Consider the following 15,906-nt stretch of genomic DNA (forward strand, 5'->3'; position numbering starts at 1 on the left):
CGCCCCGGGACACCGCGGCGTGCCGCGGGCCGGGCCTCAGGCGGCCAGTGCGGCGCGCAGGTAGCGCAGGTCGGCCGGCCCGTTCCAGCGGTACGCCGACAGCCCGGCCGCCCGGGCGCCGCTGATCGCCCGGTCCTCGTCGTCGACGAAGAGCACCCGGGCCGGCGGCGTGTCCAGCGCCGCACAGGCGGCCTGGAAGTACTCGGGTGCCGGCTTGTGCACCCCGATGGCCGAGGAGTTGACCACCACGTCCAACTCGTCGGTCAGGTCGAGGGCGGCCAGGTCGGCGTCGAGCAGGTCGGTGGCGTTGGTGCCGAGACCGACCCGGATGCCGGCGGCTCTCGCCTCGCGGACGAACGCGAGCACCTCGGGGTCGACCTCACCGCGATAGCGCTGCCACTGGGCCACCGCCGCCCGCGCCCGCTCGGCGTCACCGACCGACGGCGTGAGCGCGTCGGCCACGCTTGTCATCCAGTCGGCGTGGCTGACCTGGCCGGTGAGCACCGGTTGCAGCCGCCCCCACTGCATGGCGATCTCGCCGAGCACACCGGCGGAGAGGCCGTACTCCCGCTCGACGGCGGCGGCGACCGCCGGATCCCAGCGCCGCAGCACACCGTCGAAGTCCACCAGGAGCGCCGTCGCGCGTTCCCGAGCCACTACCCGTTCTCCTCGCCGCGGCCCTGCCGCTCGTCATCCCCGTCGGCCCGGTTGAGCCGTTGACTGATCACCTGGGTCACCCCGCCGCGCATCGTCACACCGTAGAGCGCGTCGGCGATCTCCATGGTCCGCTTCTGGTGCGTGATGACGATCAGCTGGCTCTTCTCCCGTAGCTGCGCCAGCAGGGTGATCAGCCGGCCCAGGTTCACGTCGTCGAGGGCCGCCTCCACCTCGTCCATGATGTAGAACGGGCTCGGTCGGGCTCGGAAGATCGCCACCAGCATCGCGACCGCGGTCAGGGACCGCTCGCCGCCGGAGAGCAGCGACAACCGTTTGATCTTCTTGCCCGGCGGGCGGGCCTCGACCTCGACGCCGGTGGTCAGCAGGTCGTCCGGGTCGGTGAGGATCAACCGACCCTCGCCACCGGGGAACAACACGGTGAAGACCTGCTCGAACTCTCGCGCGGTGTCGGCGAAGGCGCTGGCGAAGACCTCGAGAATCCGGTCGTCGACGTCCTTGACCACGGTGAGCAGGTCCCGCCGGGTCGCCTTGAGGTCCTCCAACTGCTCGGAGAGGAACTTGTACCGCTCCTCCAGCGCCGCGAACTCCTCGAGGGCGAGTGGGTTGACCTTGCCCAGCAGGGCGAGTTCCCGTTCCGCCTTGGCGGCCCGCTTCTCCTGCACCGGACGTTCGTAGCGGACCGGTTCGGGAACCGGCAGCCCGTCCCGCTCGGCTGCGGCCACCTCGGCGTCGGTGGGTGGCACCAGCTGACTCGGGCCGTACTCGGCGACCAGGGTCTCGACCGTAAGGCCGAAGTCCTCGGCCGCCTTGGCCTCCAGCTGCTCGATGCGCAACCGTTGCTCGGCGCGGGCGACCTCGTCCCGGTGCACCTGGCTGGTCAGCCGTTCCAGTTCCGCACCGAACCGTTTCGCGGCGGCCCGCACCTCCTGCAGCTCCGCCTCGCGGGTGGCCCGTTCCCGCGCCACCGCGTCGCGGTGCTCCTCGGCCCGGGCGATGCTGCTGGTCAGCTGGGTCAACGCCGACCGCGCGCCACCGGCCACCGCGCGGGCGATGGCGGCACCCCGGGTCCGCGCGGCGCGCCGGGCCGCCGCCCGTTCCCGCGCCGCCCGTTCGGCACCGGCCTGTCGGCGCAGCGAATCGGCCCGCCCGGCGATCGAGGCGACCCGCTCCTCGGCGGTACGCACCGCGAGCCGGACCTCCATCTCGTTCTGCCGGGCCTGCGGCACCATGGCGGCGAACTGGTCGCGTTCCTCGGTGGAGGGTTCCGCGTCGATCGGGGTCGCCTCCGCCAACCGCAGCCGCTCCGCCAACTCGGCCAGGGTGGTCAGATCCCGCTCCCGGGCCGCCTCGGCGCGCGCTCGGGACTCGCCGAGACGGTCGGTCTCCGCCTTCGCCGACCGCGCGGCGGCACCCAGCTCGGCCAGCCGCCGTGCCGCGGCGTTGCGGTGGCTCTCGGCCTCCCGCTTGGCCGCCGCCGCATGCTGCACCGCCTCCTTGGCGGTGGTCACCTCGGCACGTGCCTCGACCAACTGTTCGCGCAGCTCGGCGCTGGCCCGCTCGGCCGACAACCGACTGGCCCGGGCCTCCTCGACGGCCGCCTGGACCTCGATGTAGCTGGGCGCCTTGGCCGACCCGCCGGCCGCCGCGTACGCGCCGACCACGTCACCCTCCCGGGTGACCGCCCGCAGTTCGGGATCGCCGGTGACCACCTCGGCGGCGGCCGACAGGTCCGCCACCAGCACCACGTCCCGCAGTGCCCGGTGCACCGCGGGCCGGATCTGGTCGTCGCAGTCGACCAGGTCGGGTGCCCAGTGGGCGCCGTCGGGCAGTTTCGGCCGCAACGCGTCGGCCGAACCGGACATCCCCGGCCCGGCGGGGCTGCCGACGAGCAGCCCGGCACGTCCGGCGTCCGAGATCTTCAGCAGGCGCATCGCCTCGACGGCCTCGTCGACGCCGGTCACCGCGACCGCGTCGGCCAGCCCACCGAGCGCCGCGGCGAGCGCCGCCTCGTGGCCCGGTGCCACCGAGAGCAGGCCGGCGAGGCCGCCCAACAGACCGGGCACCTGGTCGGCGCGGGCCAACAGGGCGCCGGCACCGTCCTTGCGGCGCAGGCCGAGGGCGAGCGCCTCCTCCCGCGCCTTCCAGGTCGCGGCGTCCTTCTCCGCCGCCCGCTCCGCGTCCGACAGCGACCGGACCGTGGCCTGTGCCCGCTCCTGGGCGGCGACGGCTTCGGCGTGTCGGGCGTCCAGGTCGGCGTTGTCGCGGTCCGCCTCGGTGGACTGCTCGGCGACCGCGTCCAGCTCGGCCTGGGCCCGCTCGGCGCGGGCCATCGCGTCGGTGTGCGCGGCGGCGAGCCGCTCGATCTCCTCACCGGCGCTCGTGGTTCGCGCCCGGGCGGAATTCACCTGTCCGGTCAGCCGGGCCAGGCCCTCCCGCCGGTCGGCGATGGCCTTCGCCGCGGCGACCAGTTCCCGCTCGGCGGCGGCGAGTTGCCGCTCCAGCTCCTGGCGGTGCTCGACCGCCTCGGCGAGCCGCACCTGGTCGTCGGTGAGCGCCGCGCGCAGTTCCTCCTCCTGCTCGCGGACCCGCTCGGCTTCGGCCTCCAGCTGTTCCGGGTCCCGTCCCGGACGCTCGTCGTCCGGTGTGGCGGTCAGGTGCCGCAGCCGCTCGACGGCGAGCTGCTCGATCGAACGGAACCGTTCCTGCAGGGCGGAGAGCTTGTACCAGGTGTCCTGCGCGGCGGCCAGCAGCGGGGCGTCGGAGGCCAACGCCTCCTCCAACTCGCCGAGCCGGGACTGCACCTCGGCGTGCTCGGCCTCGACCTGCTCGCGTCGCTGCCGGAGCGCGGTCTCGTCCGCGATCTCCTTGTCCAGCGTGGTCCGCAGGGTGGCCAGGTCGTCGGCGAGCAACCGCAGCCGGGCGTCGCGCAGGTTCGCCTGGATGACGGCGGCCCGGCGAGCCACCTCGGCCTGCCGGCCGAGAGGTTTGAGCTGTCGACGCAGCTCGGCGGTGAGGTCGGTGAGCCGGTTCAGGTTGGTCTGCATCGCGTCGAGCTTGCGCAGCGCCTTTTCCTTGCGCTTGCGGTGCTTGAGGACGCCGGCCGCCTCCTCGATGAACGCCCGCCGGTCCTCCGGCTTGGCGTGCAGCATCCCGTCGAGCCGACCCTGCCCGACGATGATGTGCATCTCCCGGCCGATGCCGGAGTCGGACAGCAGTTCCTGGATGTCGAGCAGCCGGCACGAGTCGCCGTTGATCTCGTATTCGCTCTCACCGGAGCGGAACATCCGGCGGGTGATGGAGACCTCGGTGTACTCGATCGGCAGGGCGCCGTCGGTGTTGTCGATGGTGAGGGTCACCTCGGCCCGGCCCAGCGGGGCCCGCCCGGCGGTGCCGGCGAAGATGACGTCCTCCATCTTGCCGCCACGCAACGCCTTGGCGCCCTGCTCGCCGAGCACCCAGGCGATGGCGTCGACGACGTTCGACTTGCCGGAGCCGTTCGGGCCCACCACGCAGGTGATCCCCGGCTCCAGCTTGAGCGTCGTCGCGGAGGCGAAGGACTTGAAGCCCTTCACCGTCAGGCTCTTGAGATACACCTTCTCGATCCTCGTCCGGTGGCCGCCGTACCGTCGCCCGGCTGCGCGGACCCTGGTAAACCCGCAGACTAACCCGGGACCGGGTGGAGCACGCCACGCGACCCGCCTGCCCGACCGCCGGACACCGGCCGGCCCCGACCCCCACACGCGTGGCCGAGGCGGTCGGGCACGCACAGAGCTGCGCGCCGGCACAGGGTGTCGGCGCGCTCGGTGCGGTGGTGCTATTCAGTTGTGGCGACCGGTTGCGGCGGTCGCTCTCGTGCGACCAGGTGGATCAGGTCAGCGCGGGCTCGGCCAGACGGAGCAGATCGTCCGCCTCCGCCGCAGCCGCCGCGAGCCGATCGTTCTCGGCGCGCAGCCGCGTGACCTCGAACTCCAGTGACTGAACCCTGGCACGCAGTCGGGTGACCTCGTCGAGCAGGCGCCGGTCGGGCGCCGCACCTACGTGGCCGTAGAGGGCCTTCGCCATTTTTACTCCTTGATGTGCGCTGCCGGAGAGGCCGGCCAACGCGCGCCCATGTGAACGCGACTACCACTCCCACACATTCTGGGCATGGCCGGGCGCGACTGGCGACACCACCATATTGAGCCGACAGCCCCTGCTTCGTCAAGTTCTCGCAGGCCGTAGATCATCTCGGCGTCGGCCACACCCGTCACGGGAGGCTGCCATCAGGCGCGGACACGCTCTGTCCGGACACCCCGACTCTACGCTCCGGAATCACCGAACACCTCACCCGGACGTACCGGCTCCTCTTAACTCTTCCTTAGCCAGATTGCCGCTGCTCAGACACAACACGTAGCGTCACCCCGGCCCGTAACTGACCCGTGGAGGCGACAGGCGTGCACGGCTGGAATGATCCGATCGACCCGGAGCGCACCCCGTGGCGAGCGGAACCGCCGACCGACGATCCGGCCTGGTTGACCGACCGGCCAGCGCCACGGTCGTCCTACCTGTTCGGCGACGATCCGGCGGAGCCGTCCGACGGGTGGTACCGCGAGCAGCCGACCGAGCAGTGGCGGTCCGACGCTGCCGCGCACCCGGCCACGGAGGCGTACCGGCCGGCGGAGCAGCCGTACCCGACAACGGGACAGGACTGGTACGACACCTCCAGCGCACGGCACCAGCAGACCGGACGGCACCACCGCGACGACGAGCCCACCGCCACCGATGCCACCGACTGGCCCACGCACCACGCCGCGCCGCAGGAGAGCGCGTACGCCTACGATGATCGGCCCGACTGGTACACCGATCAGGCCGTCGGGTACACCGACCGGACCGGCGCGTACGCCGAACCGGTCGTTGGCCCGCACTACGGCCCGCCGCAGACCGGGCACCGGGAGCTGGCCGGTGTCGACGAGCCGGCACCCGAGCCGATCGCCGCGACCCGTCGGCCCCGCCGGCTGCCGCGCCCCCTGGTGATGGGGGGTGCCGCCGCGGCCGCCACGCTCGTGGTGAGCATCGGTGTCGCCGCCCTCGCGCTGCCCGGTGACGACGCCCCGACCAACACCACGGCGGGCCAGGCACCGGTCGCCAGCGCGCCCGCCGCGGAGGAGGATCCGGCACTCACGCTGGACCTGCCCGAGAGCACAAGCCCGAGCGCCAGTCCCAGCCCCAGTGTCTCCCCGAGCACCGCCACGGCCGCACCGTCACCGAGCCGGACCACCCGGACCAGGCCCGCACCCTCGCGGAGCACGGCCCCGTCCCGGCTGGGCACCGACCGCCAGGGCAGCCCGAGCCGGGCCGCCTCGACCAGCCCGTCGCCCTCCGACGACGTCACCGCCGAGGCCGCCGAGGTGGTCAAGCTGGTCAACGCCGAGCGGGCGAAGGCCGGCTGCGGCGCGTTGAGCATCGACGACAAGTTGATGACCGCGGCCCAGCGGCACAGCCAGGACCAGGCCGACCACCGGAACATGTCGCACACCGGCAGCGACGGCAGCGATCCCGGCGACCGGATCGACCGGGTCGACTACGCCTGGCGTACCTACGGCGAGAACGTCGCGTGGAACCAGCGGACGCCCGCGGCCGTCATGGACGCCTGGATGAACAGCGACGGACACCGCGCCAACATCCTCAACTGCGCCTTCACCGAGATCGGCGTCGGCGTGGCGCGCAGCAACGGTCCGTACTGGACGCAGGTCTTCGCCGCGCCGCGCTGAGTCGGCCGCGAATCCTCGTCGGGTCCGTGCTCGTTTGACCGGGTGGGTACGCCGGGACCCGGCGTACCGGGCTCGGGCGGCCCGACGCCGCCCCGCGACCTGCGGAGCTGGCGATGCGGTTCGGCCTGGGCGGGCGACCGGCCCGGTGGGTGCACCGCCGGGCGCTGCCGGCCGGACTGACGTTCACGCTGCTCGTCACTGCTGCGGCCTGCCGGCCTGACCTCACCCCGCCCGGAGCACCGACCAGTTGGCCGACCACCTCGACGCGGCACTGGCAGTGGCAGTGGCAGCTGGACGGGGTGCTCGACCCGGCCGTCGAGGCGGACGTGTTCGTCCTCGACCCGGTCGACACCACCGCCGCGCAGACCAGCGAGCTACGGTCCCGGGACCGTCGGCTGGTCTGCCAGGTGCACGTCGGTTCGGTGCACCCGACCGACCCCGACGCCAGCCGCTACCCGGCCCGCGTCCGCGGCGCGACGACGGCCCGGACCGGGCGCGTCTGGCTCGACGTACGCCGGTGGGACGTCCTGCGACCAGTGCTGGCCGACCGGTTCCGGCTCTGTCGTGGCAAGGGTTTCGGCGCGGTGGTGTTCGCCGACGCCGACGGCTACGACAAGCGCTCCGGCTTCGCGCTGGAGTTCGACGACCAGTTGACGTTCAACCGCAAGCTCGCCGCGCTGGCCCGCTCGCTCGATCTCTCCCCCGGGCTGCTCAACAACCTGCCGCAGGTCGCCGCGCTGGCACCGGACTTCGACTTCGCCGTCAACGAGGAGTGCGTACGGCTGGACCGGTGCGACAAGTTGCTGCCCTTCGCCGACGCCGGCAAACCGGTGTTCCACGTCGAGTACACCGGCGCCACCACCGACTTCTGTGTCACAAGCGTCGGCTACGGCTTCGCCTCGATCCGCAAGAACCGCAACCTGGACGCCTGGCGTCTGCCCTGCCCAGCCCCCTGACAGTGCCCCTCCCGCCCGACAGTGGGCGGGGTCAGGGGCGCGAGCGGGGGCGGGGTTGGCAGCGGGGGCAGCTGTAGGACGAGCGGTTCATGAAGGCCTCGCGGCGGATCGGTGCGCCGCAGCGACGGCAGGGCTGTCCCTCCCGCCCGTACGCGTTCAACGACCGGTCGAAGTAGCCGCTCTCGCCGTTGACGTTCACGTAGAGGGCGTCGAAGCTGGTACCCCCCGCGGTGATCGCCTCACCGAGGACGTCCCGCACGTGCGCGAGCAGCCGGTGGGCGGCCGGGCCGGTGAGCGCGTCGGTTGACCGGGTGCCGTGCAGCCCGGCCCGCCACAGCGCCTCGTCGGCGTAGATGTTGCCCACGCCGGAGATCAGGCTCTGGTCGAGCAGCGCCCGCTTGACCTCGGTACGCCGCCGACGCAGCGCGGCCACGAACTCCGCGTCGGAGAACTCCGGATCAAGCGGGTCGCGGGCGATGTGGGCGATCTCCGCCGGCAACGTGCCGCCGCCCTCGCTCACCGACAGCCCGCCGAACGTACGCTGGTCGACGAAGCGCAGCTCGGGGCCGCCGTCGTCGAAACGGAACCGGACCCGCAGGTGCGTCTCGTCGGGCGCGTCCGCCGGTTGCAGCAGCAGTTGCCCGGACATCCCGAGATGCCCGACGACGGCGTCCCCGCTGTCCAGCGGCAGCCAGAGATACTTTCCGCGTCGACGGACGTCGAGTACCTTCCGGCCGGCCAGCACGTCGGCGAAGTGTGCGCCGCCGGGCACGTGGCGACGGACCGCCCGGGGGTGGCGTACCTCCACCGAGTGGATCCGGCGGCCGGTGATCCAGCGGGACAGGCCCTGCCGGACGGTCTCCACCTCCGGCAGCTCAGGCATGGTGCGCCTGGGCCTCGACCTCGTCAACCAGGCTCCGCTGGCCGTCGACCGTCCCGTTGACCTGCTCGTCGACCGTGCCGTCGGCGGCCGCCCCGGCCTGGCCTTCGGCGGTCTTCTCCGCCTGCTCGGTGAGGGTCCGCCACGCCGACTCCGCCGCCCGCTGCTCGGCTTCCTTCTTGCTCCGCCCGTCGGCGCCGCCGTACCGGTTGCCGGCCACCACCACCCACGCGGTGAAGGTCTTCAGGTGATCCGGGCCGGTGCCCTCGATCCGGTACTCCGGCACGCCGAGGCCGAGCGCGGCGGTCAGTTCCTGCAGGCTCGTCTTCCAGTCCAGCGCGGCGCCCCGGCCGGCGGACTCGACCATCAGTGGGTCGAACAACCGGTGGATGACGATGGCGGCGGTGTCCAGGCCGTACTGAAGGTAGATCGCGCCGAGCAGCGCTTCGAGAGTGTCGGCGAGGATGCTGGCCTTGTCCCGACCGCCGGTGGTCTCCTCGCCCTTGCCGAGCAGCAGGTAGGGGCCGAGCCCGTCCGGGCCCAGGCCGCGCGCCACGTCGGCGAGCGCACGCATGTTGACCACGCTGGCACGCAGCTTCGCCAGCTGGCCCTCCGGCAGGTCGGGGTGGTTCTGGAAGAGCGCGGTCGTGATCACCACACCCAGCACCGAGTCGCCGAGGAACTCCAGCCGCTCGTTGGTGGGCAGGCCGCCGTTCTCGTACGCGTACGAACGGTGGGTCAGCGCGCGTTCCAGCAGCTCCGGGTCCAGCGAGACACCGAAGGCGGCCTCCAGGTGGCCGATCTCGGGTCGCCGGCGCTTGTCGTTGCTCATGATGTGCGTACCTCGGTGTCGGTCGTGCGATCGGTGCGGTCCCCGCCGAGCAGCGCGGCGACCCGCTCGGTGGCGTCGCGCCGCCAGAGATGGGCGGCCAGGGCGATGCCGGAGGCGATGTCGTCGGCGCGGGCGGCGCCGTGGCAGACGACGACGGTGCCGGCCACGCCGAGCAGCGCGGCGGCCCGGGGCGCGCCGCCACCGGGCGGGTTCCCGCCGGCCATGGCGTACGCGCCTTCGATGGCTTTGAGCAGCACGTTACCGGTGAAGCCGTCGGTGACCACCACGTCGGCGCTGGTGCCGAGGCAGACGTCGTAGCCCTCGACGAGCCCGACGTAGCGGGCGTCGCCGGGCAGCGCCGCCGCGCCGAGCACGGGGTCGGTGAGCCGGCGAGCCCGGTCGCCCTTGCCGGCTTCGGTGCCCACCGAGAGCAGCCCCACCCGGGGCGCGGTGATGCCGTGGGCGACCGCGGCGTAGGCGGCGCCGAGGGCGGCGTTGCGGGCGAGGGTCGCCGGGCTCGGCTCCAACGAGCCACCCACGTCGAGCAGGACGACGGTGCCGGAGACGGCGGGCAGCGCGGCGGCGAGGGCCGGGCGCCGGACATCGGGCCAGCGACCGAGGACGAGGGCGGCGGCGGTGACGGTCGCACCGGTGGACCCCGCGGAGACCAGCGCGTCGGCGTACCCGGCTCGCACGGCCGCCACGGCGGCCCGGACGGTGGTGTCGGCACGCGCCGCGCTGGGGTCGTCGGCCATGTCGACGACGGAGTGGGTCGGTCGGACCGTGATCCGGTCCCGTTGCGCCGGGTCCAGGGCGTCGATCAACGCGCCGGCGGCCCGGGTCGGCCCGACGAGAAGCAGGTGCAGGTCCGGGTCGTCGCACACCGCCCGCAGAGCGCCGTCCACCACGACGGCGGGAGCGTCGTCCCCGCCGAGGAGGTCAACGGCGATCCGTGCGACGCCCGGCTCCGTCTCGACGCCGACCGGCCTGGGCCGGCCGGCGTCGGCCGGAGTTGCGGACGACCGCCGGGGGGTGTGCGTCACCCGACCTGTGGTCGGAGACGTCACGCGCCGTCCGGGTCAGACCTCAAGGACCTGGCGGCCGTTGTAGGTGCCGCAGACCGAGCAGGCGGCGTGCGGCAGCTTCGCGGACTTGCACTGCGGGCAGGCGACGGTCGCGACCGCCGCGGCCTTCCAGTTCGCCCGGCGGGACCGGGTGTTGCTGCGCGACATCTTGCGCTTGGGGACGGCCACGGTTCTTACTCCTCTGTACGGGTCAGTTGCGACAGGCCCGCCCAACGCGGGTCGATCTGCTGGTGGCTGTGATCGGCCGGCAGATCGTCCCGGTGCACCCCGCATTCGGGGCACAGACCTGGGCAGTCCTGACGGCAGAGCGGGTTGTTCGGCAGCGCGAGCACCACCGCGTCCCGCAACGCCGGTTCCAGGTCGATCAGGTCGCCCTGCATTCGACCGACCTCGTCTTCCTCGGTGGTGACGTCAGTGGTGCTGTTTTCGTACGCGTACAGCTCCTGGATCGTCACCGTCACCGAGTCGTTGATCTCGCGCAGGCAGCGACCGCACTCGCCCCGGATCGGACCGCTGACGGTCCCCGAGACGAGCACACCCTCGGACACCGACTCCATCCGCAGATCGAGGTCGAGGCCCGCGCCCTCCGGCACGCCGATCAACTCCACACCGAGGTCCGACGGTGCCGGGACCACCCGTTCGACGGTACGCAGAGCACCAGGTCGGCGTGGCAGCTCCCTCGTGTCGAGGACCAGCGGCGACCTGGGGTCGAGTGAAGTGGGTGAGTTCTTGGGCATAGTCAGACTCCGGCCGGTGAGAGGCCGACAAACGAGGTTACCTGGACGGACGCCCCAGCGTCGAACCGGGGTGACCAGCCGGAGCGGCGGTCGGTCCTGGCGGCGGCGGATTGGTCCGGTCGGCGGCGGACGATCCGTTCGGCGGCGGCGGTGCGAGGTCAGAAGGGCAGCGGTCGCTCCGCCTCGTCCCCGGCGAAGGTGCCGATCTCCCGCAGCGCGTGCATCTTGTCCCGGCCGCGCTCTATCGAGGCCAGCGCCCGGGTGAGGAACTGTTCGAAGTTGGCCAGCGCGGTGTCGACGTAGTCGTCGACCTCCTCGCGCAGCCGCTGCGCCTCCGCCCGCGCCTCGGCGATGATCCGGGCACCCTCGTGCTCGGCGGAGACGGTGATCTCGTTCACCGAGACCAGGCGGGCGTGTTCCGCCTCACCCTCGCTGATGATGCGGTCGGCCTCCCGCTTGCCGGCCTCCATGATCTTGTCCCGCTCCTCCAGCAGGGCGGCGGCACGGCGCAGGTCGGCCGGAAGCCCTTCGCGCAGTTCGTCGAGGGCACCGATCATCTCACTCCGGTCGACCATGCAGTTGTTGCGCGACATCGGCACGGAGCGCGCCTGCTCCACGATGCTGATCAGTTCGTCGATGCGGTCGAGCGGGTCCACCGGTACCTCACTCCTGTCATTCGTCGGGCCGACCTACATCATGCGGGCTGCGGCCGGTTTCCCGCTTCACCCAATGATGTCGTCCCCCACCACCCCCGCACCGACCCCTCCCCGGGCGTGTCGCCCCGTGGTGGCCGTCAGGGGGGTGGGGGGACCAGGCGGGCCTTGAGGGCGTCGCGGACCACGTCGGGTACGTGGGGCGTGACGTCGCCGCCCCACTTGGCCACGTCCTTCACCAGGCTTGACGAGAGGAAGGAGTACAGCGGGTTGGTCGGCATGAACAGCGTCTCGACCCCGGCGAGGCCGATGTTCATCTGCGCCATCTGCAACTCGTAGTCGAAGTCGCTGACCGCCCGCAGTCCCTTGATCAACACGGTTGCCCGCTGCGCCCGGCAGAAGTCCACGAGCAGGCCCCGGAAGGACGCCACCCGCACGTTGCCGTAGGAGGCGGTCACCTCACGGAGCATCTCGATCCGCTCCTCGACGGTGAACAGGCCGCTCTTCGACTGGTTGACCAGTACGCCGACGATCACCTCGTCGAACAGCCGGCTGGCCCGGCCGATGATGTCGAGGTGACCGTTGGTGACCGGGTCGAACGAGCCGGGACACACCGCACGTCTCATGATCGGCGACCGTACCAAAGGGTGGTCTCGCCGTACCGGCGACTGCGCTGGCCAGTGATGCCTTCCACCCACTCGACCGGTCCGCCACGACTGGACCGCTCCACCACCACCAATGCCTCCGGCGCCAGCCAGCCCCCGTCCACCAGAGCGGCGAGCATCGCGCGGACGCCGTCGTCCGGCAGCGCGTACGGCGGATCGGCGAAGACGGCGTCGTACGGCTCGCCCGCCACGCCGGCGGCCAGGACGGTGGCGACCTTGCCGGCGACCAGCCGGGCCGAGGCGCCGACCCGCAGCGCCGTCAGGTTCTCCCGGATCACCCGGGCGGCGCGAGGGTCGGACTCGACGAGCAGTACGTGCTCCGCGCCGCGCGACAGCGCCTCCAGGCCGACCGCGCCCGAGCCGGCGTAGAGGTCGGCGAAGCGGGCGCCCTCCAGATCCACCTCGGCTTCGACCGCGCTGAACAACGCCTCGCGCACCCGGTCGGAGGTGGGTCGGGTGCCGGCACCGGGCGGGGCGGCGATCCGCCGGCCACCGAGGCTGCCGGCGACGATGCGGGTCATCGCGCACTCCTCATGTCCTTGACGCTACGCGATGCCAACCGGACGACCCGCACGCCACTGTTGACCCATCCGCACCCGTCCGAAGACTTTCCGTATATGGGAGATCACGAATCCACAACATCATTCTTAGGATTCCCTGAAGGCTATGGCGCGCAAGATCGGATCGATAAGGTCTGCCGGGTGTCGGGACGGGTACGGCCTGTCCGTCGCCGACGAAGCTTCCGGTTCCCCACTCAGGAGTAGACGTGAACCGTCTGAACTTCCGGCGCGTCGCGGCAGCCGCCGCCGGTGCGCTGATCGGCCTCGCCGGCGTCGCTGTCGTCGCCGCCCCCGCCAGCGCTCACCACCCCATCATCGAGGGTGTCGGCTGCAAGCTGAAGAACGGCACCGTGAGGGTCCAGTGGACCGTCACGAACAGCGAGCGGCAGTGGACCGCCGAGATCACCGAGGTGGTCTCCGAGACTCCGGTCACCAACATCGTGGTCGGCGCCATGCTGCCGAAGTTGGGTGAGGGCTCGCTGGTCGGCGAGCAGATCGCGACGTACAAGCGGCGCCAGGCTCCCCGCCTGACGGTGACCGCCGTCTGGGCGAAGCCCAGGCAGACCGTCACCAACACCCGGACCGGCGAGGCCCGGATCACCGGCTGGTGCCCGAAGCCCGAGCCGACGCCGACGCCGACGGAGAGCCCGACGCCGACGGAGAGCCCGACGCCGACGGAAAGCCCCGAGCCGACCGAGAGCCCCGAGCCGACGCCGACGCCGACCGACAGCCCGGAGCCGACCCAGAGCCCCGAGCCGACGCCGACGCCGACGGACGAGCCGGTGGTGCCGGAGCCGGGTGAGCCGACCTTCGAGCTCATCGAGACCTGCGACGAGCTGACCTTCGAGATCGACAACCCGGCCGATGGCATCCCCTTCTCGGTCGCCCTGACCTCGGACAAGGGGACGACGAAGACGCTGGAGGCAGTTCCGGGCGAGATCACGTCGGTCACCTTCGACGCGTACCCCGGCCTGGTGGTCACCCCGACCTTCACTGTCGAGGACGAGACCGTCGAGGGCGAGCCGGTGGCCTGGGAGCAGCCGGAGGACTGCGGTAGCGGCGGGGGTGGCGGCGGGCTGCCGGTCACCGGTGCCGCCACCGGCGGCATCATCGCCGGTGCCGTCGCACTGCTGGCCGCGGGCGCGGCCCTGTTCGTGGTGACCCGCCGTCGTCGACTGCGCTTCACCGCCTGATCCCTCCTGATCCGAATCGCGGCCGAGGGCGCGTCGACCTGTGGGTCGACGCGCCCTCGTGCGTTTCCGGTTTCCATACCCCGGGCGCGCTGCCGGCAGGTCCACAGCGGACACTGGTGCGCAAAGCCCTGACACGATCACCCGACGTATATCAATGATCTCGCATTCATAACATCTCACTTAAGCTTCCCTGAGGGCTGTTTCGTTTCTCGCGATCTCGCTAGGGTCTGCCCGGTGCCGGCGTCATGGCCGCCGGTCATCGGCACGGGAGACACCCCTTCCAGGCGCGGCACATGCCGCCAGCGCCGTCCGTCCCGCCCGCGCCGACACCTGACGCTCTTCACCCCGGGAGTACGCGTGATCCGACCCAAGCTGTCGCTGCGGCGGCCGCTGGCTGTCCTGGCAGCCGCCCTCATCGGCCTGACCGGAGCAGCGGCGGTGGCCACCCCCGCCAGCGGCCACCACACCACCATCACCGCCACCGTCGTCTGCGACCAGCTCAGTGGCGAGCGGGTGATCACGTGGACGGTGGCCAACAGCGAGCGCAGGACTGCCGCCACGGTCAAGAAGGTGACCGCCGAGCCGTCGACTCCGGTCCAGGTCCTCGTGCCGGGTGCCGACCCCGTCGACCTGCAGGGTGTGGCGATCCCCCGGGGCGGCTCGGTTCAGGCCGTACAGCGTGTTCCGGGCACCACCGAGAGCGCCAAGCTCATCGTCGAGGGCCGCTGGGACAACCGGCGGGAGCGGACCAACGAGGGCACCATCAACCTCGCCGCCGACGGTGCGTGCACGCCGGCGCCGAAGTGCGTCGACGCCAGCGAGGCGAAGTACAGCCACACCTTCGACGGCCCGAAGGGCACGGCGACGGTCAAGCTGGAGGGTGACCTGCCGCTGTGCGGCGAGGAGAAGCAGTACTTCACGCTGGTGTCGTACTTCGCCCCGCGCCCGCAGTTCGCCACCCCGCAGTACGTCTACGGTGAGCCGGACAGCGACTTCCTCGGCGCCGGCCAGAACGAGATCGAGCTGAACGTCGGTGTCCCGGACTGCCACACCCAGGTCGACCTGATCTGGGGCGGCGTCGACGAGGTCATCGACCCGCTGGTCGAGGACGGCAAGCGCTACGGCTCGAAGAAGCTGGGCGACAAGGGTGCTCCCGGCAACCGCTCGTCGGGCCCGCAGGGCTGGTACAACGGCGGCAGCAAGAACTGCACCACCCCGGCGTCCACCTTCTCCTCCGCCTGCGACGGCAGCGTCACCGTCTCGCTGAGCAACGACGGTTCGATCTCGAAGTACCCGGTCGAGTTCGAGGTCCGGGGCGAGAACGGCTGGTCCAAGACCGTCACCGTCGCGCCGGGCAAGGCCGACAACGAGACCGTGGTGCCCGCCGAGAACGCCGGCAAGATCGAGGTGCTGGTCGACGGCGAGGTCATCGAGAACGGCACGTACTCCTGGGAGCGTCCCGAGGACTGCCCGCTGCCGACGGTGACCACCGACGCGGACTGCGAGACCTTCGGGCTGACCGCGTCGAACCCGGAGGGCGGCATGCCGGTCAAGGTGGAGTTCACCTACGGCGACAAGACCGAGACCCGTACCGTCGCGCCGGGCTCGTCCGAGTCGGTCAAGTTCCCGGCCGGTGACGAGGAGGCGGCGCTGGTCGTCCTGCCGGAGCTGGGCCTGGAGCTTGAGGTCGTCTACGCGCCCGAGGGCTGCGGTGGCGGTGGCGGCGGCGAGGAGCCGCCGGGCCTGCCGGTGACCGGTGCCGCGGCCGGCGGCATCGCCGCGGGCGCGATCGCCCTGCTGGCGCTGGGCGCGGTCCTGTTCGTGATGGCGCGGCGGCGGCGGATCCACTTCACCGCCTGAGCCGAGCTGAGCGTGCCCGCCCCGGTCACCCCGTTCCACGGGTGACCGGGGCGGTTC

The 15,906-nt window shown here is 72.1% G+C and carries 14 protein-coding genes and 1 pseudogene; 4 read left to right on the plus strand and 11 right to left on the minus strand.

The window, feature by feature from the left end; genetic code table 11:
* Positions 1-36 precede the first annotated feature (36 nt).
* From O7605_RS12885 to O7605_RS12895, 3 genes are all read right to left on the minus strand, one after another.
* A complete protein-coding gene (locus O7605_RS12885) occupies positions 37-657 on the minus strand; it encodes an HAD-IA family hydrolase (RefSeq protein WP_269739405.1) in 621 nt (206 codons plus the stop codon).
* Positions 657-4,271, minus strand: coding sequence for a chromosome segregation protein SMC (gene smc / locus O7605_RS12890; RefSeq protein ID WP_269739406.1), 3,615 nt, complete (start codon positions 4,269-4,271; stop codon positions 657-659). The genes O7605_RS12885 and smc overlap by 1 nt, the downstream gene beginning before the upstream one ends.
* Before the next feature lie 274 nt (positions 4,272-4,545).
* Positions 4,546-4,740: a hypothetical protein gene (locus O7605_RS12895; RefSeq protein WP_093401709.1), complete on the minus strand. Its 195-nt coding sequence runs from the start codon at positions 4,738-4,740 to the stop codon at positions 4,546-4,548.
* Between the two features lie 371 nt (positions 4,741-5,111).
* On the opposite strand from O7605_RS12895, the gene O7605_RS12900 reads away from it, so the two are divergent.
* Both O7605_RS12900 and O7605_RS12905 read left to right on the plus strand, forming a co-directional pair.
* Positions 5,112-6,428, plus strand: a complete 1,317-nt coding sequence (locus O7605_RS12900) for a CAP domain-containing protein (protein WP_269739407.1) — start codon at positions 5,112-5,114, stop codon at positions 6,426-6,428.
* A 113-nt stretch (positions 6,429-6,541) separates the two neighbouring features.
* Positions 6,542-7,384 carry an endo alpha-1,4 polygalactosaminidase gene (locus tag O7605_RS12905; RefSeq protein ID WP_269739408.1) on the plus strand — a complete coding sequence of 281 codons (843 nt, stop codon included), beginning with the start codon at positions 6,542-6,544 and terminating at the stop codon, positions 7,382-7,384.
* 31 nt (positions 7,385-7,415) lie between these two features.
* Here the strand turns inward: O7605_RS12905 and mutM are convergent, their stop codons facing one another.
* The 8 genes and pseudogenes from mutM to rsmD form a co-directional block, all read right to left on the minus strand.
* The gene (gene mutM, locus O7605_RS12910) at positions 7,416-8,267 is read right to left on the minus strand and encodes a bifunctional DNA-formamidopyrimidine glycosylase/DNA-(apurinic or apyrimidinic site) lyase (protein WP_269739409.1); all 852 of its coding nucleotides are present in this window, start codon (positions 8,265-8,267) and stop codon (positions 7,416-7,418) included.
* Positions 8,260-9,096, minus strand: coding sequence for a ribonuclease III (rnc, locus tag O7605_RS12915; protein ID WP_269739410.1), 837 nt, complete (start codon positions 9,094-9,096; stop codon positions 8,260-8,262). The genes mutM and rnc overlap by 8 nt, the downstream gene beginning before the upstream one ends.
* Complete coding sequence (locus O7605_RS12920) at positions 9,093-10,046, minus strand: phosphate acyltransferase PlsX (protein ID WP_269742620.1); 954 nt, start codon at positions 10,044-10,046, stop codon at positions 9,093-9,095. The genes rnc and O7605_RS12920 overlap by 4 nt, the downstream gene beginning before the upstream one ends.
* A 129-nt stretch (positions 10,047-10,175) precedes the next feature.
* Positions 10,176-10,349: a 50S ribosomal protein L32 gene (gene rpmF, locus O7605_RS12925; protein WP_091435485.1), complete on the minus strand. Its 174-nt coding sequence runs from the start codon at positions 10,347-10,349 to the stop codon at positions 10,176-10,178.
* 5 nt (positions 10,350-10,354) lie between these two features.
* Positions 10,355-10,918 (minus strand): YceD family protein, encoded by a 564-nt coding sequence (locus tag O7605_RS12930; RefSeq protein ID WP_269739411.1) that lies wholly within the window; start codon positions 10,916-10,918, stop codon positions 10,355-10,357.
* A 158-nt stretch (positions 10,919-11,076) separates the two neighbouring features.
* A complete protein-coding gene (locus tag O7605_RS12935; RefSeq protein WP_269739412.1) occupies positions 11,077-11,574 on the minus strand; it encodes a hypothetical protein in 498 nt (165 codons plus the stop codon).
* Between the two features lie 137 nt (positions 11,575-11,711).
* On the minus strand, positions 11,712-12,197 hold the full coding sequence (gene coaD / locus O7605_RS12940) for a pantetheine-phosphate adenylyltransferase (protein ID WP_164445728.1): 486 nt from the start codon (positions 12,195-12,197) through the stop codon (positions 11,712-11,714).
* Positions 12,194-12,760, minus strand: a pseudogene (rsmD, locus tag O7605_RS12945) (16S rRNA (guanine(966)-N(2))-methyltransferase RsmD); the annotation flags it as partial. The pseudogene rsmD and the gene coaD, both read right to left, overlap by 4 nt.
* A 242-nt stretch (positions 12,761-13,002) precedes the next feature.
* Between rsmD and O7605_RS12950 the strand changes: the two are divergent.
* Together O7605_RS12950 and O7605_RS12955 are read left to right on the plus strand one after the other, a co-directional pair.
* The gene (locus tag O7605_RS12950) at positions 13,003-13,989 is read left to right on the plus strand and encodes a cell wall anchor protein (protein WP_269739414.1); all 987 of its coding nucleotides are present in this window, start codon (positions 13,003-13,005) and stop codon (positions 13,987-13,989) included.
* A 357-nt stretch (positions 13,990-14,346) separates the two neighbouring features.
* Complete coding sequence (locus O7605_RS12955; RefSeq protein WP_269739415.1) at positions 14,347-15,849, plus strand: cell wall anchor protein; 1,503 nt, start codon at positions 14,347-14,349, stop codon at positions 15,847-15,849.
* Positions 15,850-15,906 lie beyond the last annotated feature (57 nt).

Origin of the sequence: Verrucosispora sp. WMMA2121, assembly GCF_027460185.1 — a bacterium.
Lineage (GTDB): Bacteria > Actinomycetota > Actinomycetes > Mycobacteriales > Micromonosporaceae > Micromonospora > Micromonospora palythoicola.